This window comes from Streptomyces barkulensis (genome assembly GCF_002843305.1).
Classification (GTDB): Bacteria; Actinomycetota; Actinomycetes; order Streptomycetales; family Streptomycetaceae; genus Streptomyces; species Streptomyces barkulensis.
This window is the reverse complement of record NZ_PGSG01000104.1, coordinates 69,690-87,968: the sequence shown is the minus strand read 5'-3', so window position 1 is coordinate 87,968 and position 18,279 is coordinate 69,690. Positions and strand designations below refer to the sequence as shown.

Sequence of the window (18,279 nt, the reverse complement as noted above, 5' to 3'; positions counted from 1 at the left end):
TGAGGACGAAAGTTTCAACGTGAGCGAGACAACGCACGGTGGTGCGATCGCGACGGGCGAGCCCCCGCGTTCACCAGACGACGGCCTGTCCCCGGCCGAACTCGCCGCCAAGTACGGACTGACGGTGAGCGGCGCCCGGCCCTCCCTGACGGAGTACGTCCGGCAGCTGTGGGCGCGCCGGCACTTCATCCTCGCCTTCTCCCGGGCGAAACTCATGGCCCAGTACAGCCAGGCCAAACTGGGCCAGCTGTGGCAGGTGGCCACGCCGCTGCTGAACGCGGCGGTGTACTTCTTCGTCTTCGGCATCCTGCTGGGCGGCCGGGAGGGGACGCCGGGCGGCGACCAGAACTACATCCCCTTCCTGGTCACGGGCGTCTTCGTCTTCACCTTCACGCAGACCTCGGTGATGTCGGGCGTCCGCTCCATCTCCGGCAACCTGGGCCTGGTGCGGGCCCTGCACTTCCCGAGGGCCTCGCTGCCCGTCTCCTTCTCCCTGCAGCAGCTCCAGCAGTTGCTCTACTCGATGATCGTCCTGGGGGTCATCCTCCTCGGCTTCCAGCACTTCCCGGACTGGTCGTGGCTGCTGGTGGCGCCGATCCTGGCCCTGCAGCTGGTCTTCAACACCGGCCTGGCGATGATCATGGCCCGGCTCGGGAGCAAGACCCCGGACCTCGCCCAGCTGATGCCCTTCGTGATGCGCACCTGGATGTACGCCTCCGGCGTGATGTTCCCCCTGGAGTACATGCTCAGGGACCGTACCGGTGCCCCGGAGTGGCTGATCGTCGCCGCGCAGGCCAACCCCGCGGCCGTCTACATGGACCTCATGCGCTTCGCGCTCATCGACGGCTATACGGTCGCCGACCTCCCGCCGTACGCCTGGGCGCTGGCCGCGGGCTGGGCCCTGGTGATCGGCGCCGGCGGATTCGTGTACTTCTGGAAGGCGGAGGAGCGTTATGGCCGTGGCTGAGAAGAGCGCAGCCGCCGCGTCGGCGGACAAGGACGCGGAGGCCGCGGAGGCCGTCTCCGCCGAACGCCGGCCGACCGTCATCGCCGACGGCCTGCACATCGTCTACCGCGTCAACGGCGGCGCCCGGGGCAGGGGCAGCGCCACGGCGGCCCTCAACCGGATCATCCGCCGCAAGCCGGGCGGGAACGTGCGCGAGGTGCACGCGGTCAAGGGCGTCAGCTTCACCGCCTACCGCGGCGAGGCGATCGGGCTGATCGGCTCCAACGGCTCGGGCAAGTCCACGCTGCTGCGTGCCATCGCGGGCCTGCTGCCGGCCGAGCGCGGCAGGGTCTACACCGACGGCCAGCCCTCACTGCTGGGCGTCAACGCCGCGCTGATGAACGACCTGACCGGTGAGCGCAACGTCATACTGGGCGGACTGGCGATGGGCATGTCCAAGGCCCAGATCCAGGAGCGCTACCAGGGCATCGTCGACTTCTCCGGCATCAACGACAAGGGCGACTTCATCAGCCTGCCGATGCGGACCTACTCCTCCGGCATGGCGGCCCGGCTGCGGTTCTCCATCGCCGCCGCCAAGGACCACGACGTGCTGATGATCGACGAGGCGCTGGCGACGGGCGACAAGAAGTTCCAGAAGCGCTCGGAGGCCCGCATCCGCGAGCTGCGCAAGGAGGCCGGGACGGTCTTCCTGGTCAGCCACAACAACAAGTCCATCCGGGACACCTGCGACCGGGTGCTGTGGCTGGAGAGCGGTGAGCTGCGCATGGACGGCCCGACCGAGGACGTGATGAAGGCGTACGAGGAGTTCACCCGCAAGTAGCCCGGGCAGCCGGTGCTCCCCGGCGGCCTCCCGGCGGCTTTCCCGGCCCCCGCGCCCTGCCAGGGCGCGGGGGCCGGTGCGTGTCCGGCCCCCGTGCCCACCCGTGCGGCGGGGCGCCCGCGCGCACGACGTAAGCTGAGCCGGTGCCGGTGGGCGGTGCGCCGGACGTCCGGCACCCGGTCGGACGAGCAGCGGACCATGCTCCGGGCGTGCCCGAAATAGGATGTTCCGTACGCGGATCCCGCGGGCGGCGCCCGCGGGGGAGAGGCGCCGCCGACGCCGCGGGCATCCCGGCACCGCAGGCCCTCCCGGATTTTGTGGTGTCGCGGACGCCAACGGTGGCATGCGGACACAGGCGGCCGCAGGCGGGACACGGATGCCGTGACCGCCGCCGCTTCGAAAAGGACTGGACTGTCGGTTGGAGAGACGCAGAGGTGACGGCGATGGCAGCGGGCGGCACCCGGTGACCCCCGCGCGGGACGCGCGCAGCCGCGCCCTCCTGGACAAGGCGGCGCGCGAGAACTTCCCCGTGGCCCCCCGCTTCCTGCCCCGCGCCCGGCGGGACGATCTGATGGCCGTGTACGGCTGCGTACGCCTCCTGGACGACATCGGCGACGGCGACCTGCCGCCCGGCGGCGCCGACGCCGCGCTGCTGGGAGTGGACCCCGACCGGGCGGATGACCGCGGCGCACTGCTCGACGCCTTCGAGACCGAGCTGCACCGGGTCTTCCGCACCGCCCGGGACACGGGCGCCGGGGGCCGGGACGTCCCCCGCCACCCCCTGCTGTACGCCCTGGTGCCGACGGTGCGCCGCCACGCGCTGACCCCCGAGCCGTTCCTCGCCCTGGTCGAGGCCAACCGGCTGGACCAGAAGGTCCGCCGGTACGGCACCTGGGAGGAGCTGCTGGGGTACTGCGAGCTGTCCGCCAACCCCGTCGGCCGGCTCGTCCTGGCCGTCACCGGCACCACGACCCCCGAGCGCGTCCGCCGCTCCGACGCCGTCTGCACCGCGCTGCAGATCACCGAGCACCTCCAGGACGTCGCCGAGGATCTCGCGCTGCGCGACCGGATCTACCTCCCCGCCGAGGACCTGGAGCGCTTCCGCGTCACCGAGGCCGACCTCGCCGCGCCCACCGCGAACGCCTCGGTGCGCGCCCTGGTCGCCTGGGAGGCGCGGCGCGCACACGAACTGCTGAACGAAGGAGTCCCGCTGGTGGCCAGCGTCCCCGGCATACCGAAGATCCTCATCGCCGGATTCACCGGCGGAGGGCGGGCGGCCCTGCGCGCCCTGCGCTCCGCCCGGTACGACGTCCTGGGCGGCGCCCCGCGCCCGGGGAAGGCCGGTGTGCTGCGCGAGACCGCGGCCGTCCTGGGAGCGGCGAGGTGAGCCCGGTGGCCAGGCGGAGCGCGAACGCGGAGCGGGCCGCGCGGCAGGCGCCGCCCTCCCCGCAGGTCTTCGCCGCCTACCGCTACTGCGAGGCCGTCACCGGAGAGCAGGCCCGCAACTTCGCCTACGGCATCCGGCTGCTGCCCACCGCGCAGCGCCGGGCGATGTCCGCCCTGTACGCCTTCTCACGGCGCGTGGACGACATCGGCGACGGCCCGCTGGAGACGGAGGTCAAGCGCGCCCGGCTGGAGGAGACCCGCCATCTGCTCGACCTCGTCCGCGCCGGAAAGGTCCCCGACGACGCCACCGACCCGGTCGCCGTCGCCCTGGCCGACGCCGCGGAGCGCTTCCCGATCCCGCTGGGCGGGCTCGACGAGCTGATCGACGGCGTCCTGATGGACGTCCGCGGCCGCGCCTACGGGACCTGGGACGAGCTGAGGGAGTACTGCCGCTGTGTGGCCGGCGCCATCGGACGGCTCTCCCTGGGGGTCTTCGGTACCGTGCCGGGCGCCCCGGGCGCCGACCGCGCCCCCCACTACGCCGACACCCTCGGCCTCGCCCTGCAGCTGACCAACATCCTGCGCGATGTACGCGAGGACGCCGCGGAGGGCCGCACCTACCTGCCCCGCGAGGATCTGGCCGCGTTCGGCTGCGACACCTCGCTGAACCGCCACGCGCCGCCCGCCGGAGGGGACTTCGCCGGACTGGTGCGCTTCGAGGTGGGCCGCGCCCGCGCGCTGTTCACCGAGGGGCTGCGGCTGCTGCCGCTGCTGGACCGCCGCTCGGCCGCCTGTGTGGCGGCGATGGCGGGCATCTACCACCGCCTGCTGGCCCGCATCGCCCGCGACCCCCACGCCGTACTGCGCGGCCGGGTCTCCCTGCCGGCGCGCGAGAAGGCCTACGTCGCCCTGCGCGGCCTGTCCGGGCTCGACGCCCGGCTGGCCGCCCGCACGGCCCCCGGAGGGAGCACGACGTGACCGGCGCACCCGATCCGCGCGCCGTCGTCGTCGGCGGAGGGCTGGCGGGCACCGCCGCCGCACTGCGCCTGGCCGACGCCGGGGTGGCCACCACCCTGGTGGAGAGCAGGCCCCGGCTGGGCGGGCTCGCCTTCTCCTTCCGCCGCTCCGGCGCGGCCGGCGAGCTGACCGTCGACAACGGCCACCACGTGCATCTGCGCTGCTGCACCGCCTACCGCTGGCTTCTGGAACGCATCGGCGCGAGCGAGCTGGCCCCCCTCCAGCCCCGCCTGGACATCCCCGTCCACGACGCCGCGCGCGGCAGAACGGGCCGGCTGCGGCGCGCGGCCCTGCCCGTGCCGCTGCACCTGGGCGCCTCCCTGGCGCGCTACCCCCACCTCTCCCCGGCCGAGCGGCTGCGCGTGGGGCGGGCCGCGCTGGCGCTCGGCCGCCTGGGCAGGATCGACCCGTCCGACCCCGTCCTGGACGCCCAGGACTTCGGAAGCTGGCTGCGCCGCCACGGACAGTCCCCGCGCGCGGTACGGGCGCTGTGGGACCTGATCGGCGTCGCCACCCTCAACGCCCGCGCACCGGACGTCTCGCTCGGGCTGGCCGCGATGGTTCTCAGCACCGGCCTGCTCAGCGACCCCGGAGCGGCCGACATCGGCTGGTCCCGCGTCCCGCTGGGGCACCTGCACGACACACTCGCCGCCGCCGTGCTGGAGAAGGCGGGCGTGCGCGTGGTCCGGCAGGGCCGGGTGCGGGAGCTGACCCGGGAGCCGGACGGCACCTGGCGGGTGGCGGTGGACACCGGCGCGCGCCGTACCGGCCAGACGCTGCGGGCCGGTACGGTCGTCCTGGCCGTACCCCAGCGCGAGGCCCACCGGCTGCTGCCCGGGGGCGCGCTGGAGGAACCGGAGCGGCTGCTGCGCATCGGCGACGCGCCGATTCTCAACGTCCACGTGGTCTACGACCGCAAGGTGCTCCACCGCCCCTTCCTCGCCGCGCTCGGCACCCCCGTGCAGTGGGTCTTCGACCGCACCGCGGCCTCCGGGCTGCGGGACGCACCCGGAGGGGCGGAAAGCCAGTACATCGCGGTGTCCCAGTCCGCCGCGCAGGACGAGATCGACCTGCCGGTCGCCGCCCTGCGCGACCGCTACCTGCCCGAACTGGCCCGCTTGATGCCCGCCGCACGCGGCGCGAAGGTGCGCGACTTCTTCGTCACCCGCGAGCGCGCCGCCACCTTCGCCCCCGTGCCCGGCGTCGGACGCCTGCGCCCCGTCGCCCGCACCGGTGCGCCGGGGCTGTGGCTGGCCGGGGCGTGGACCGCCACCGGATGGCCCGCGACGATGGAGGGCGCCGTGCGCAGCGGGCTGACCGCCGCCCGGGAAGCGCTGGCCGCCCTCGGCCGCCCGCACGACGACGTCTTCCAGGAGGCGGCGTGAGCACGACACCGAACGCAGAGGAGACCCCGTGACCCCGGCGACCCCGAGGACCCTGACGGACACAGCCGTCGACACCGCGAGCGTCATCGAGCTGCTGGAACGCGGCCGCACCCTCGCCACGCCGATGCTGCGCGCCGCCGTGGCACGGCTCGCGCCGCCCATGGACTCCGTCGCCGCCTACCACTTCGGCTGGATCGACGCACAGGGCAACCCGGCCAGCGGCGACGGCGGCAAGGCGGTGCGCCCGGCGCTGGCCCTGCTGTCGGCCGAGGCCGCGGGCGCCGAGCCCGCCACCGGCGTCCCCGGGGCGGTGGCCGTGGAACTGGTCCACAACTTCTCCCTGCTCCACGACGACCTGATGGACGGAGACGAGCAGCGCCGCCACCGCGACACCGTGTGGAAGGTGCACGGCCCGGCACAGGCCATCCTCGTCGGCGACGCCCTGTTCGCGCTGGCGGGCGAGGTGCTGCTGGAACTGGGCACCGCCGAGGCCGCGCACGCCACCCGCCGCCTGACCCTGGCCACCCGCAAGCTCATCGACGGGCAGGCGCAGGACATCTCCTACGAGCACCGGGAGAAGGTCACCGTCGCCGAGTGCCTGGAGATGGAGGGCAACAAGACCGGCGCGCTGCTGGCCTGCGCCACCTCCATCGGCGCGGTCCTCGGCGGGGCGGACGAGGCCACCGCCGACGCGCTGGAGGCGTACGGCCACCACCTGGGCCTGGCCTTCCAGGCCGTCGACGACCTGCTGGGCATCTGGGGCGACCCGGCGTCGACCGGCAAGCTGCCCTGGAGCGACCTGCGGCAGCGCAAGAAGTCCCTGCCGGTGGTCGCCGCCCTGGCCGGCGGCGGGCCGGCCGCCGAGCGGCTCGGGGAACTGCTGGCCGCGGACGCCACCAAGAGCCAGCGGGAGTTCGAGGACTTCAGCGAGGAGGAGTTCGCGACCCGTGCCGGGCTGATCGAGGAGGCCGGCGGCCGCGAGTGGACCTCCCAGGAGGCCCACCGCCGGCACGCCACCGCCCTCGCCGCCCTGGACGGCGTGGACATGCCGGACCGGGTGCGCGAGCAGTTCGCCGCCCTCGCGGACTTCGTCGTCGTCCGCGAGGGCTGATCCCGCGGACGGGACCGGCGGGACCGGCTGTGGACCGCCGGTCCCGGGAAGCCGTGGGACGGCCGTGGGACAGCCGTGAGGCCCGGCGGGCCCGCCGGGCCCGGCGAGGCCCGGCGGTCAGAGATCCAGCAGGCGGCCGCGCAGCCGCTCGCGCAGACCGGGAGTGAGGCCGAGCCCCTCGGAGAGGTAGGACTCCACCCCGCCCCAGGTGTCGGTGATGGTGTCGAACGCCGCGTGCAGATAGGCGGGGCGGACCTCGAAGAGGGGCGCGATCAGCTCTTCGACCTCGGGCGACATCCCGCCGCCCGCGTCGGGGGAGCGGTGGATCCGGTAGCGGTGGTGCGGGGCGTTGGACTCCAGGTAGTCCGCCTCGATCGCGTCCTGCTCCACGTCCAGCGCCAGCAGCGTCACCGCGATCGACAGCCCGGCCCGGTCCTTGCCCGCCGCGCAGTGCATCAGGGCGGGCACGCTCTCCTCGGCCAGCTCCCGAAGCAGCCGGCCGTGCTCGGCGGTGCGCCGCCGGACCAGCAGCCGGTAGGAGGCCACCATCCGGGCCTCGGCCTGTCCGTCGCCGAGCAGGGACCGCAGCAGGGCCACGTCGCCCTCGCGCACCATCGTCCAGAACTCGGCGCCCTCGGCCGGGTCCGACAGCGGGATGTTCACGTTCCGCACACCCGGCAGTTCCACGTCCGGGCCCTCCAGGGCCTGGTCGGCGGAGTTGCGGAAGTCGAAGACCGTGTGCAGGCCGAGCCGGGAGAGGAAGGCGGCGTCCTCCTCGGTGGCGTGTGCCAGGTGCCCGCTGCGGTAGAGCAGACCCTGGCGCACCCGCCGGCCGTCGGTGGTCGGCAGACCACCGACCTCGCGGAAGTTGCGCACCCCCGTCAGCGCGGGTTCCACGGTTTCGGATGTCATGGGCACTCCTTGTTCCGGCCTCGCTCCGGGCGGCCGGGTCGGCGCGGGCGGTGCACCGCCCGCCGCGCGGTCCCGCACCGGCCACTGCGACCCTACGGCATGGGGGCGCGGAAGGGCCGGGTCCGCACGAGGATGGGGCGGAGGCGTGGAGATCCGGTGGAACAGTGGTGCCGGGACCGGTGTCGGCCCGGTGCCGGGAGGTGGGGTGGAAGGCGTGGACGACGGACTGTTCCGGCTCCCGGCGGCCGAGGTGGCGCCGGGCGCGGTGCACCTGCCCGGCCACCTGGACGGGGCCGCGCAGCGCGAACTCCTGGACGCCTGCCGCGCCTGGTCCCGTCCGCCCGCCGGGCTGCGCACCGTGCGCATGCCCCGGGGCGGCCGGATGTCGGTGCGCCAGGTCTGTCTGGGCCTGCACTGGTACCCGTACGGCTACGCCCGCACCGCGGTGGACGGCGACGGGGCGCCGGTCAAGCCCTTCCCGGCCTGGCTGGGCCGGTGGGCGCGGCGGGCGGTGGAGGAGGCGTACGGGAAGGGGCCGTGCACGGTCCCGTACGACATCGCGCTCGTCAACTTCTACGGGGGAGAAGCCCGTATGGGGATGCACCGTGACGGCGACGAGCGGTCCCGCGCCCCCGTGGTCTCGTTCAGCCTCGGCGACACCTGCGTCTTCCGGTTCGGGAACCCGGCCGGCCGCGGCCGGCCGTGGACCGACGTCGAGTTGCGCAGTGGCGACGCCTTCGTGTTCGCGGGTCCCTCCAGGCTGGCCTACCACGGCGTCCCGCGCGTCCGTCCGGGCACCGCACCGCCCGGGACCGGACTGCGAGGGCGGGTCAACGTGACGGTCCGGGCACGGTAACTTGCCCCCGGCAAACGAGGGTTATGATCGTGCCGCCCTTCCCCACGAGGCGTGACGATGCTTTCACTCGTTGGGGGCCGGCGAAGGGCGGCGAACGAGCCGAACTCGCCCGCGCCCCCGCCGGGTGACGATCAGCGTTGCGGCGGTGCCACGAGAGCCGGTGAGCGCACCGGCCCGCTGAGACGACCTCAACGTTCCGAGGACTGCGATGCCTGAGCCCCCGAGCCGCGCGGTGCGACAAGGAAGGGGAAGTTCCGCTCCCATGTCCGTCGACTCCCCGCCGCCCGCTTCCTCTCCTCCCGGCCCTCCGCCCCCTCCCGCGTACGGCGGCGCCCCGAACACCCCGAGCGCCCCGAACACCCCGAGCGCACCGGGGAGGCGCAGGAGGAAGAGGGGCGCGGGCGCCCCGCACGGCACCGGACAGCGCGGGGGTCCGGCCCGCGACACCGCCGCCGGCACCGCCCTGCGGTACCGCATGATCCGCCTCGCCGTCCTGCCCGCGGCCCTGGTCGCGGTCATCGCCGTGGCGGTCGTCGCCTATGTGCTGCGGGCGCTCGACGGTGTGCGGGAGGGGATCTCCGCCGGGCCCGACGACGCCACCGTCTGGGGTGTGCTCGGCGGCGCGCTGCTGCTCGGCTGCGCCGTGGTGGTCGGCGCGGCGCTCTCCGCCTCCTCGGAGGCGCGTTCCACCGCCGAGCGCCACGCCCGGCTGCGGCAGGGGGCGGCCCACAGCCGGAGCGAACTCCAGTCGATGCTCCACCGGCTGGAGAAGGGCGAGTGGCCGCGGCCACCCGTGCACAGCCCGTCGCCCGAACCGGAGGACGACTCGCTCGGCCTCGTCGTCCACGACGTCGGCCAGGCCCAGCGCGCCGCCGAACTGGCACTGGTCCAGGCGGTCGCGCTGGTGCGCGGCAACGCCGGCGGAAGCCAGGAGAAGGTCGAGGTCTTCGTCAACCTCGCCCGCAGGCTCCAGTCCCTGGTGCACCGCGAGATCGAGCTGCTGGACGAGCTGGAGAACGAGGTCGAGGACCCCGACCTGCTCAAGGTCCTCTTCCACGTCGACCACCTGGCCACCCGTATCCGGCGGCACGCGGAGAACCTCGCCGTCCTCGGCGGTGCGGTCTCCCGCCGGCAGTGGAGCCGCCCGGTCGCCCTGACCGAGGTGCTGCGCTCGGCCATCGCCGAGGTCGAGCAGTACTCCCGCGTCAAGCTGGTGCCGCCGATCGAGGGCACCCTGCGCGGCCACGCCGTCGCCGACGTCATCCACCTGCTCGCCGAACTGGTCGAGAACGCCACGGTGTTCTCCGCCCCCAACACCCAGGTCCTGCTGCGCGCCCAGCGCGTCACCGCCGGCCTCGCCGTCGAGGTCGAGGACCGCGGACTGGGCATGCCGGCCGCCGAGCAGCAACGGATGAACGGACTGCTGGCCGACCCCGACGGGATCGACGTCGCCGAACTGCTGCAGGACGGCCGCATCGGGCTCTTCGTGGTCTCCTCGCTCGCCCGGCGGCACGGCATCACCGTGCAGCTGCGGACCAACATCTACGGCGGCATCCAGGCGGTGCTCGTCGTGCCGGACGTGCTCCTGGGCGACGAGCGGGAGGAACCGCGGCGGCGTGCCGCCGCCGGGGCGGAAGCGGCCGGGCACCGCCCGATGCCGCCCGGGACCGTCCGTCAGGAGACGCCCCGTCAGGAGATTCCCGGGCAGGGGGCGCCGCATCAGCAGGCGTCCGCCCGCCCGGCCTACGGGCAGCAGGACCGCGGGCAGCACGCCTACGCGCAGCAGGACCACGGACAGCAGGCGTACGGGCAGCAGGCGGCCCGGCCCCTGCCTCCCACCGCCCCGGAGACGCCCCCGGAGACGCCCCCGGCGGCGGCGCACGCGGAGTACGGCCCGGCCGCCTCCCGGTCCCACCACCAGCCCCCCGCCGCACAGCCCGCCGCCCACGCCCCGCAGTCCGCGCCCGCCCCCCGGGCGGCACCGGCGCCACCGCCCCCGGAGGGCCACGGCGGGCCGCAGGGCGCGCGGGGCGATGACCGTCCGCAGCTCCCGCGCCGCCGCCGCCAGGAGCACCTCGTTCCCGAACTGCGCCGGTCTCCGCGGAGCCCCGGGGTGTCGGACGAGCCCGAGGCCGAGCACACTCCCGGCCTGATGGCCGCCTTCCGCCGGGGCGCCGGCCTCGCGGAGGGAACCGACGACGACACCCCCGGCCGGCCCGGCTAGCCCCGCGCACGGCCCTCACCCCCCCAAGGAGAAGAACGCGATCATGGTGAGCGATGCCCCCATCGGCCGGACGACCGACCTGTCCTGGCTGCTGACCGGTCTCGTCCAGCGCGTCCCGCACACCCGCAGCGCCCTGCTGCTGTCCTCCGACGGCCTGGTGAAGGCCGCCCACGGACTGGACACCGACACCGCCGACCATCTGGCGGCGCTGGCCTCGGGCCTGTACTCGCTGGCCCGCAGCGCCGGCATCCGCTTCGGCAGCGGCGGAGAGGCGCGGCAGGTGGTCGTCGAGCTCGACACCGCGCTGCTGTTCGTCTCGACCGCGGGCTCCGGCGCGTGCCTGGCCGTCCTCGCCGGGAGCGAGGCGGACGCGGCCGTCCTCGGATACGAGATGGCGATGCTGGTCAAGAGCGTCCGCCCGTATCTGGCCACACCGGCGCGGCAGCCGGCGGGGCACTGACGGATGCCGGAACCCGAGGAGGGCTTGTGGCTGGACGAAGCGGCCGGGCGCCTGGTCCGGCCGTACACCGTCAGCAACGGACGTACGCGCCCGACGGCCGACTTCAATCTGCTGACGATGGTGCGGTCCACCGGGGCCGAGCCGCAGAGCTGTCTGGGACCCGACCACGCCCAGGTGCTGAGTCTGTGCGACGGGCCGATAACCGTCGCGGAGATCGCCGCCCATGTACGACTGCCCGCCGTGGTGACCAAGGTGCTGCTCTCCGACCTGGTGGACTGCGGCGCGGTAACCACACGGGCCCCCATGCGGATGGGGGCGGACCCGACCGACCGAGGACTGCTGGAGGCGGTGCTGCATGGACTTCGCAAACGACTCTGATCCGTTTCCGACCGCTCTGAAGGTCCTGGTGGCGGGCGGGTTCGGGGTCGGCAAGACGACCTTCGTGGGAGCCGTCAGCGAGATCGAGCCGCTGAGCACGGAGGAGCTGCTCACCCAGGTCAGCGCCGCCACGGACAGTCTGGAGGGGGTGGAGGACAAGACGACCACCACCGTCGCGATGGACTTCGGGCGGATCACCCTGGGCGCCCGGCATGTGCTCTACCTGTTCGGCACCCCCGGCCAGGAGCGCTTCTGGTTCATGTGGGACGAGCTGTCCAGCGGCGCGCTCGGCGCCGTGGTGCTCGCCGACACCCGGCGCCTGGACCAGTGCTTCGCGGCCGTGGACTACTTCGAGCGGCGCGGCATGGGGTTCGTCGTCGCGGTCAACGAGTTCGACGGCGCCCACCGCTACCACCCCGACGAGGTCCGGATCGCCCTCGACCTCAAGCCCGAGGTACCGGTGGTGATGTGCGACGCGCGGCAGGCCAGTTCCGGCACGCAGGTCCTCGTGTCCCTTGTCCAGTACCTGATCGACTCAAGGAGCGGCCACGTTCCCCACGTCGTACGACCCCACCGGTCACCTGCCCCTCCCCCCTGAGGACGGGGAGGCCCCGGCGCGGGTGACACGGCTGCGCGAGCTGGGCATCGGGGACGCCCCCGTCCCGGAGTTCGACGACTTCGCCCGCAGGCCGGCGCGGACCACCGGCGCCCCCTACGCGATGGTCAACTTCATCGACGAGCACCGCCAGTACTTCGCCGGCCTGCGCTTCGCCGGGAACCCGGTCGTGGACGGGATCGGCATCCGCTCCTACCTGGGCGCGCCGCTCATCGACCGCAACGGCACGGCGCTGGGGACGGATCCGCCCGTCGGCCGGGCCGCCCTCCGCGCCCTCCGTCCTCCGCGCCCTCCGTCCTCCGCGCCGCGCCGTCAGACCGCGGCGCGGGCCGTGAAAGAGGTGATCCGCTCCCGCAGCGAGCGGGGGTCCAGACCGTGGGCCGCCAGGTGCTCGGCGGCCGTGCCGTAGCGGCGCAGCTCGGCCCGCGCCGTCCCCAGCCCGAGGATCCGGTGCGGGACGTCGGCCAGGGCCTCGGTGGCGGCGGCCGTGGAGGTGCCGGCCAGATACGGCTCTACCAGGACGACCTCGGGGGCGCCGGGGCCGGCGACGGCCGCCCGCAGTGCGGCCGTGTCGAAGGGACGGACGGTGGCGGCGTACAGGACCGTCGCGTCCAGCCCCCGTACGGCCTCCAGGACGGAGTCGAGCAGCGGGCCGACCGCGACGACCGCCGGCGCCCCGGGCCCGCCGCGTCGCACGGTGAGGAAGCCCTCCCCGGTGACCGGCCGGGGGCGGACGTTGGTCTGCGCCGACAGCCGGACGTACACCCGGTCGCCCCCGCCCCCGCCCCCGTCCCCGCCCCCGCCCCCGCCCGCGCAGGCGCGGCGCAGCAGCGTCTCGGCCTCGTCCGGGTGGCCGGGCACATGGACGGTCCAGCCGTCCAGGGTGTCCAGCAGCGCCACGTCGCCGGGCGCCATGTGGGTGAAGCCGCCGGCCGGCCAGTCGTAGGACCCTCCGGCGCTCACCAGCACCCCGCCCGTCCCCTGGTGCCCGAAGTCCAGCTTCAGCTGCTCGAAGGGACGCTCCACCAGGAAGGAGGCGAAGGTGTGCAGTACCGGGCGCATCCCGGTGAGGGCCAGACCGCCGCCGACCCCGACCAGAAGCTGCTCACGGATGCCGACGTTGACCACCCGGTCCGGGTGGCGTCCGGCGGCCCGGCGGAAGCCGTCCGCGCCGATCTCGGCGAGGACGACCGCCAGGCGCGGGTCCTCGTCCAGCAGGCGGGAGACGACGGAGGCGAAGCGTTCACGCATGGTGTCCATGTCCGGGTTCTCCTTGTGTTTTCCTGTGTTCTCCGCGCCGGTCAGGCGTGCTTGGGTTCGACACGGGCGACCACGGCGTGCGGGCGTCCGGGATGCGGGCGGGTGTACGCCGCGTACAGCGCCTCGTGGTCGCGGCCGTCGACGGTCAGCGCCGACCAGCCCGCGGCCGTGAAGCGGGAGGCGATGCCGCCGGGCGGGGGGTGGGAAGCCGAGGAGTTGTCGATCACCAGGGTGTGCAGGCCGTCGAGTCCGGTGGCGCCCGCGAAGTCGATGGCCTCGTGGTTGCTGCCCTCGTCCAGTTCGGCGTCCCCGACCAGCACCCACACCCGCGGCCCGGCCGGTTTCCGGGCGCGCAGCCCGAGGGTGGTCCCCACGGCCAGCGGCAGCCCGTGCCCGAGCGAGCCGCTGCCGATCTCCACGCCGGGGACCAGCGTGCGGTCCGGGTGATGCCCCAGCGGGGAGTCGTGGGTGCCGAAGCCCGGCAGCCAGTCGGCGGGGAAGAAGCCCCGGGCGGCGAGCACGGCGTAGTACGCCATCGGGCCGTGCCCCTTGGACAGCAGGAAGCGGTCCCGGCCGGGGTCGTCGGGGCGGTCGGGGCGGACGCGCAGCACCCGGTCGTAGAGGACCCACAGGGCGTCCAGGGTGGAGGTGGCGGCGGCGTCGTGCTTCTCGTCGCCGGTCATCAGGGACATCAGGGCCGGGAGAGCCTCGAAACCGAGGCCCTTCGGCGATCGGGGACCAGGGGTGTGCGGTGGTGTCGCGGTCGTCATGCCAAGAGGCTGCAACTTCAAGGAGACTTGAGGTCAAGCGGTATGCTCGCCGCCATGACCCACCGAGACGGACGCCTCGCTATCGGGGAGCTGGCCGCCCGCTCCGGGCTCGCCCCCTCCGCCCTGCGCTACTACGAGGAGATGGGCCTGATCCACTCCGAGCGGACCACGGGCAACCAGCGGCGCTATCCGCGTACCGCCCTGCGCCGGGTCGCCTTCGTGAGGGCCGCCCAGCAGGTCGGCCTCTCCCTGGAGGAGGTCCGCGCCGCGCTGGACCGGCTGCCCGTGGACCGGGCGCCCAGCGCCACCGAGTGGAACGCCGTGGCCCGCACCTGGCAGCGTCGGATCGACGCGCGGATCGGCGAGCTGGAGCGGCTGAAGGAGCGGCTGACCGGGTGCATCGGCTGCGGCTGCCTCAGCCTGCGCAAGTGCCGCCTGTACAACCCGGGGGACGCCGCGGGCTCGCAGGGCCCCGGCGCCCGCTACCTGGAGGGGGACCCCCTGCCGGAGTCCTGAGGGAAGCGGCCGGTGCGCGGGCGCCGGGGCCGCCGCGCCGGTGCCCGCGCACCGGCCCGGGTTTCCGGGTGCCGGGGTGCGGGCACTCGCGCGGCGCGAGAGATCCGGGAGGTTGACGATGGCCGACATCTCCGAGCTGGAGCTGGACGCTCTGTGGGACGAGTTCCACGCCGTGGTGAACATGACGTCGAACGAACTGGAGGCATGGCTCAGGACGAGCGTCGCCGGAGAGCGGACCGAGGAGCTGCCCGAGCAGGCCGGCTCCGAGCGGGGACGGCAGGTGCTGGCGATCCTGCGCAAGCGCCGCACGGACCTCACCGACGACGACGTCGCGGCGATGCGCGACGTGGTCGACACCGTCGGCGCCGAACGCGAGCGGGTGCGCGTCGCCGAGGCGGTACGCGACTCGGACTGGCGCCACCGGATGATGTCGCTGGGACACGACCCCGTCAGGGCGTCCTGACCGCGGCGCGGTCCGGGCCGGGCGCGGTGCCGTGCGCCCGGCCCGTCCGTCACTGTCCGGCGGCCAGCGGCAGCGCCCGCGACGACAGGCGCTCGGGCGGGCCGGGACGGGCGTAGTACCAGCCCTGGGCGGAGTCGCAGCCCAGCTTCCGCAACTGGTCGGCCTGGGCCGCGGTCTCCACGCCCTCGACGGTCACGGCCAGCTCCAGGGCGTGCGCCAGCGAGACGATCCCCTCCACGACCTTGAGGTCGACCGGGTCGGCCGGGTCCTGCTGCAGGCCCCGGGTGAAGGAGCGGTCCAGCTTCAGGGTGGTCGCGGGCAGCCTGCGCAGACTGGCCAGGTTCGAGTAGCCGGTGCCGAAATCGTCCAGGGCGATCCGCACCCCCAGGTCGGCGAGCCGGCGTAAAGGCTTCAGCTCCGCGTCGTCGGCGCGGATCAGGGCGCTCTCGGTGACCTCCAGGCAGAGCGAGGCCGGGTCCAGCCCGGCGTCCTCCAGCACCGCCACGGTCTCGGAGACCAGCTCCGGGTGGTGCAGCTGCCGCGGCGAGAGGTTGACGTTCACCCGCAGCGGCCGGGTGCCGCCGATGCCGCGCACCTGCCACTCGCACGCCTGCCGCACCGCCTGCTCCAGCACCCAGCGGCCCAGCGGCACGATCAGTCCGGTGTGCTCGGCCAGCGGGATGAAGCGGTCCGGGCCCAGCACCCCGTGGAGCGGATGCGCCCAGCGCACCAGGGCCTCGGCGCCCTCCACGCTGCCGTCCTCCATCCGCACCAGCGGCTGGTACTCGATGAAGAACTCCTCGCCCTCCAGCGCCGCGGGCAGATGGGTGGTCAGCATGTGGCGGCTGATGGTGCGGGCGTCGCAGTCGGGGTCGGCCAGCTCGTAGCGGTTGCCGCCCCTGGCCTTGGCCCGGTACATGGTGATGTCGGCGCTGCGCAGCACCTCCGCCGGGGTCAGCTCCCCGACCGGGCCCTCCACCACGCCGATGCTGGCGCGCACCGGCAGCTCCCGGCCGGCCAGCGGGATCGGGCAGGACAGCGCGTCCAGTGCCCGCCGGGCCAGGTCGGTCACCTCCGAGCGCGAGGAGGGGTCGCTGACCAGGGCCACGAACTCGTCGCCGCCGATCCGCGCGACCATGTGGCGCGGCGAGGCCACACAGCTCTGCAGCCGCTCGGCCACGTTCACCAGCAGCTGGTCGCCGACCGCGTGGCCCAGGCTGTCGTTGACCGTCTTGAAGCCGTCCAGGTCCAGGTAGCACAGGCCGATCCGGGCGGTGCCGGAGCCGGGGGACAGGACGTGCTCCAGCCGCTCGAAGAACAGGGTGCGGTTGGGCAGGTCGGTCAGCGCGTCGTGGGTGGCCTCGTAGCGCAGCCGCAGGTTCAGCAGGCGCCGCTCGGTAATGTCCTCCATCAGCGCCAGCATGTAGCGCGGCTCGCCGTCGGGGCCGCGCAGCAGCGAGACGGTCAGGTTGGTCCACAGCACGGTGCCGTCGCTGCGTGTGTACGGCTTCTCCACGCGGTAGTGGTCGCGCTCGCCGCGCACCAGCTCCTCGTGGACCCGCCAGACGCCCGGGGCGTCGTCGGGGTGGACCCAGTCGGAGACGCGGCGGCTGCGCACATGCTGCTCCGAGCCGCCGAACATCTTCGCCAGCGCGCTGTTGATGTCGAGGATGGTCCCGTCCATGTCGGCGATCCCGATGCCGACCGTGGCGCCCTCGAAGACCGCCCGGAAGCGGGTCTCGCTCTCGTGGAGGGCCTTCTCGGCGCTCTCCCGCGCCGCGAGCGCGGACCGGGCCAGCGTCTCCTGCTCGAAGCGGGTGCGCTCCTGCAGCGCGCGGGCGAACCCGGCCGAGACGGCGTGCTGGAGACGGGCGCAGCGGGCCCGCCCGTCCTCGGTCGGCAGCACCGCCGGGTCGCTGCAGTACAGCAGCAGGTAGGCGTCCACCACGCCGAGCACCTGCGGCAGGGCATCGGGCGAGGTGCAGTGCGCCTCGACGAGGGCCGTCCCCACCTCGCGCCCCGGCGAGGGGTCGAAGGGGCGGGCGTGCAGCGCCTCGCCGAGGGTCCGCGCCAGGGGGAGGAGGTAGTCCTCGAACTCGGTGCGGGTCATCGAGGTGGCCGTGGCGGGGTAGACCGCGCGGCTCCAGATCCGGGCGAAGCGGCGGTATCCGTCGTGAGGGTCGCCGGAGGCCTCCGGCGCGAGGGGGCGGCCGGAGGCGGCGGGCCCCTGTGGAGTGGGGCTCACGCCTTGCGTCCCACTCCACCGAAGCCGGTGAAGATCACGGGGTCCTCCTGGTCCACCGGTCCGTCCGGGCGCCAGTTCGGCATGGACACCAGACCGGGCTCGACCATCTCGAAGCCGTCGAAGAAGCGTTCCACCTCGGAGCGTGAGCGCATGATCAGCGGTGAGCCGATGTTGCGGTAGACGCCCTCCACCTGGTCCCCCTGCTCGGGCCTGCGTGGGCCGCCCTCGACCGAGGCGTGGGTGAGGACCAGCAGGCTGCCGGGGGCGAGCGCGTCGCGCAGTTCGGCGACCTTCGCCCACGGGTCGTCGCCGTCCTCCAGGAAGTGCAGCAGCGCCACCAGCAGCAGGGCCACCGGGCGCTCCAGGTCGAGCAGGCGTCCGACCTCCGGGCTGCCGAGGATGTCCTCGGGCTTGCGGAAGTCGGCGGCGACGACGCCGGTGCGCTCCTCCCGGCCCTCCAGCACGGCCCGGCTGTGGGCGACGGCGACGGGGTCGTTGTCGACGTAGACCACCCTCGCCTCGGGCGTGGCGGCCTGCGCGACCCCGTGGACGTTGCCGAAGGTCGGGATGCCCGAGCCGATGTCGAGGAACTGGGTGACGCCCTGCCGCGCGGCGAAGTGGACGGCCCGGCGCATGAACGCGCGGTTGGCCTGCATGATCTTCGGCAGCCCCGGGAACACCTCGATGGCCCGCCGGGCGGCTTCCCGGTCGGCCTCGAAGTTGTGCGACCCGCCCAGGTAGTAGTCGTAGATGCGGGAAACGCTCGGCACGGACAGGTCTATGTCCTGTGGAGCCCAGGCGGGACGCTCCATCAAACTCTCCAACCGGTCGGTGAATATGACAGGGACTCCTGAGGCTACTGATCCCAGGCTGACAGGTACACGGATCCGGAA

The 18,279-nt window shown here is 74.1% G+C and carries 19 protein-coding genes; 14 read left to right on the top strand and 5 right to left on the bottom strand.

The features are described 5' to 3' along the window. Window positions 1-19 precede the first annotated feature (19 nt). The 6 genes from CUT83_RS21705 (at window position 20) to CUT83_RS21680 (ending at window position 6,686) form a co-directional block, all read left to right on the top strand. Entirely contained in the window at window positions 20-967 is a 948-nt protein-coding gene (locus tag CUT83_RS21705; protein WP_101257497.1) for an ABC transporter permease, read from the top strand. Further along, complete coding sequence (locus CUT83_RS21700; protein WP_101257496.1) at window positions 954-1,787, top strand: ABC transporter ATP-binding protein; 834 nt, start codon at window positions 954-956, stop codon at window positions 1,785-1,787. The genes CUT83_RS21705 and CUT83_RS21700 overlap by 14 nt, the downstream gene beginning before the upstream one ends. 463 nt (window positions 1,788-2,250) lie before the next feature. Further along, on the top strand, window positions 2,251-3,174 hold the full coding sequence (gene hpnC, locus CUT83_RS21695) for a squalene synthase HpnC (protein ID WP_101257495.1): 924 nt from the start codon (window positions 2,251-2,253) through the stop codon (window positions 3,172-3,174). A gap of 5 nt (window positions 3,175-3,179) precedes the next feature. Then, window positions 3,180-4,151: a presqualene diphosphate synthase HpnD gene (hpnD, locus tag CUT83_RS21690; RefSeq protein ID WP_101257494.1), complete on the top strand. Its 972-nt coding sequence runs from the start codon at window positions 3,180-3,182 to the stop codon at window positions 4,149-4,151. After that, window positions 4,148-5,575: a hydroxysqualene dehydroxylase HpnE gene (gene hpnE / locus CUT83_RS21685; RefSeq protein ID WP_101257493.1), complete on the top strand. Its 1,428-nt coding sequence runs from the start codon at window positions 4,148-4,150 to the stop codon at window positions 5,573-5,575. The genes hpnD and hpnE overlap by 4 nt, the downstream gene beginning before the upstream one ends. 28 nt (window positions 5,576-5,603) lie before the next feature. Beyond that, window positions 5,604-6,686: a polyprenyl synthetase family protein gene (locus CUT83_RS21680; protein ID WP_420882469.1), complete on the top strand. Its 1,083-nt coding sequence runs from the start codon at window positions 5,604-5,606 to the stop codon at window positions 6,684-6,686. A gap of 117 nt (window positions 6,687-6,803) precedes the next feature. On the opposite strand, the gene CUT83_RS21675 is transcribed toward CUT83_RS21680, so the two are convergent. After that, complete coding sequence (locus CUT83_RS21675) at window positions 6,804-7,598, bottom strand: tyrosine-protein phosphatase (protein WP_101257492.1); 795 nt, start codon at window positions 7,596-7,598, stop codon at window positions 6,804-6,806. A gap of 214 nt (window positions 7,599-7,812) precedes the next feature. Here CUT83_RS21675 and CUT83_RS21670 point away from each other — a divergent pair, with 214 nt between their 5' ends. The 6 genes from CUT83_RS21670 (at window position 7,813) to CUT83_RS21645 (ending at window position 12,541) form a co-directional block, all read left to right on the top strand. After that, window positions 7,813-8,454 (top strand): alpha-ketoglutarate-dependent dioxygenase AlkB family protein, encoded by a 642-nt coding sequence (locus CUT83_RS21670; protein ID WP_240958242.1) that lies wholly within the window; start codon window positions 7,813-7,815, stop codon window positions 8,452-8,454. A 262-nt stretch (window positions 8,455-8,716) separates the two neighbouring features. Further along, window positions 8,717-10,678: a sensor histidine kinase gene (locus CUT83_RS31415; protein WP_277347739.1), complete on the top strand. Its 1,962-nt coding sequence runs from the start codon at window positions 8,717-8,719 to the stop codon at window positions 10,676-10,678. A 43-nt stretch (window positions 10,679-10,721) separates the two neighbouring features. Continuing rightward, window positions 10,722-11,138 (top strand): roadblock/LC7 domain-containing protein, encoded by a 417-nt coding sequence (locus CUT83_RS21660; RefSeq protein ID WP_101257490.1) that lies wholly within the window; start codon window positions 10,722-10,724, stop codon window positions 11,136-11,138. A gap of 3 nt (window positions 11,139-11,141) precedes the next feature. After that, the gene (locus tag CUT83_RS21655) at window positions 11,142-11,516 is read left to right on the top strand and encodes a DUF742 domain-containing protein (RefSeq protein WP_101257489.1); all 375 of its coding nucleotides are present in this window, start codon (window positions 11,142-11,144) and stop codon (window positions 11,514-11,516) included. Continuing rightward, window positions 11,494-12,114: a GTP-binding protein gene (locus tag CUT83_RS21650; RefSeq protein WP_101257488.1), complete on the top strand. Its 621-nt coding sequence runs from the start codon at window positions 11,494-11,496 to the stop codon at window positions 12,112-12,114. Before CUT83_RS21655 ends, CUT83_RS21650 begins: the two co-directional genes overlap by 23 nt. Next, window positions 12,098-12,541, top strand: coding sequence for a hypothetical protein (locus CUT83_RS21645; RefSeq protein WP_101257487.1), 444 nt, complete (start codon window positions 12,098-12,100; stop codon window positions 12,539-12,541). The genes CUT83_RS21650 and CUT83_RS21645 overlap by 17 nt, the downstream gene beginning before the upstream one ends. Here CUT83_RS21645 and CUT83_RS21640 read toward each other — a convergent pair. Further along, window positions 12,445-13,392: a transketolase family protein gene (locus CUT83_RS21640; protein ID WP_101257486.1), complete on the bottom strand. Its 948-nt coding sequence runs from the start codon at window positions 13,390-13,392 to the stop codon at window positions 12,445-12,447. The genes CUT83_RS21645 and CUT83_RS21640 overlap by 97 nt on opposite strands. Window positions 13,393-13,433: 41 nt before the next feature. Continuing rightward, window positions 13,434-14,162, bottom strand: a complete 729-nt coding sequence (locus tag CUT83_RS21635) for a thiamine pyrophosphate-binding protein (protein ID WP_101257485.1) — start codon at window positions 14,160-14,162, stop codon at window positions 13,434-13,436. A 54-nt stretch (window positions 14,163-14,216) separates the two neighbouring features. Between CUT83_RS21635 and soxR the strand changes: the two genes are divergently transcribed. Both soxR and CUT83_RS21625 read left to right on the top strand, forming a co-directional pair. Beyond that, on the top strand, window positions 14,217-14,678 hold the full coding sequence (gene soxR, locus CUT83_RS21630) for a redox-sensitive transcriptional activator SoxR (protein ID WP_101257598.1): 462 nt from the start codon (window positions 14,217-14,219) through the stop codon (window positions 14,676-14,678). 118 nt (window positions 14,679-14,796) lie between these two features. Further along, window positions 14,797-15,141 carry a DUF3140 domain-containing protein gene (locus tag CUT83_RS21625; protein ID WP_101257484.1) on the top strand — a complete coding sequence of 115 codons (345 nt, stop codon included), beginning with the start codon at window positions 14,797-14,799 and terminating at the stop codon, window positions 15,139-15,141. 49 nt (window positions 15,142-15,190) lie between these two features. On the opposite strand, the gene CUT83_RS21620 is transcribed toward CUT83_RS21625, so the two are convergent. Both CUT83_RS21620 and CUT83_RS21615 read right to left on the bottom strand, forming a co-directional pair. After that, window positions 15,191-17,386, bottom strand: coding sequence for a putative bifunctional diguanylate cyclase/phosphodiesterase (locus CUT83_RS21620; RefSeq protein ID WP_277347738.1), 2,196 nt, complete (start codon window positions 17,384-17,386; stop codon window positions 15,191-15,193). Then, window positions 17,383-18,198 carry an SAM-dependent methyltransferase gene (locus tag CUT83_RS21615; protein WP_101257483.1) on the bottom strand — a complete coding sequence of 272 codons (816 nt, stop codon included), beginning with the start codon at window positions 18,196-18,198 and terminating at the stop codon, window positions 17,383-17,385. Before CUT83_RS21615 ends, CUT83_RS21620 begins: the two co-directional genes overlap by 4 nt. Window positions 18,199-18,279 lie beyond the last annotated feature (81 nt).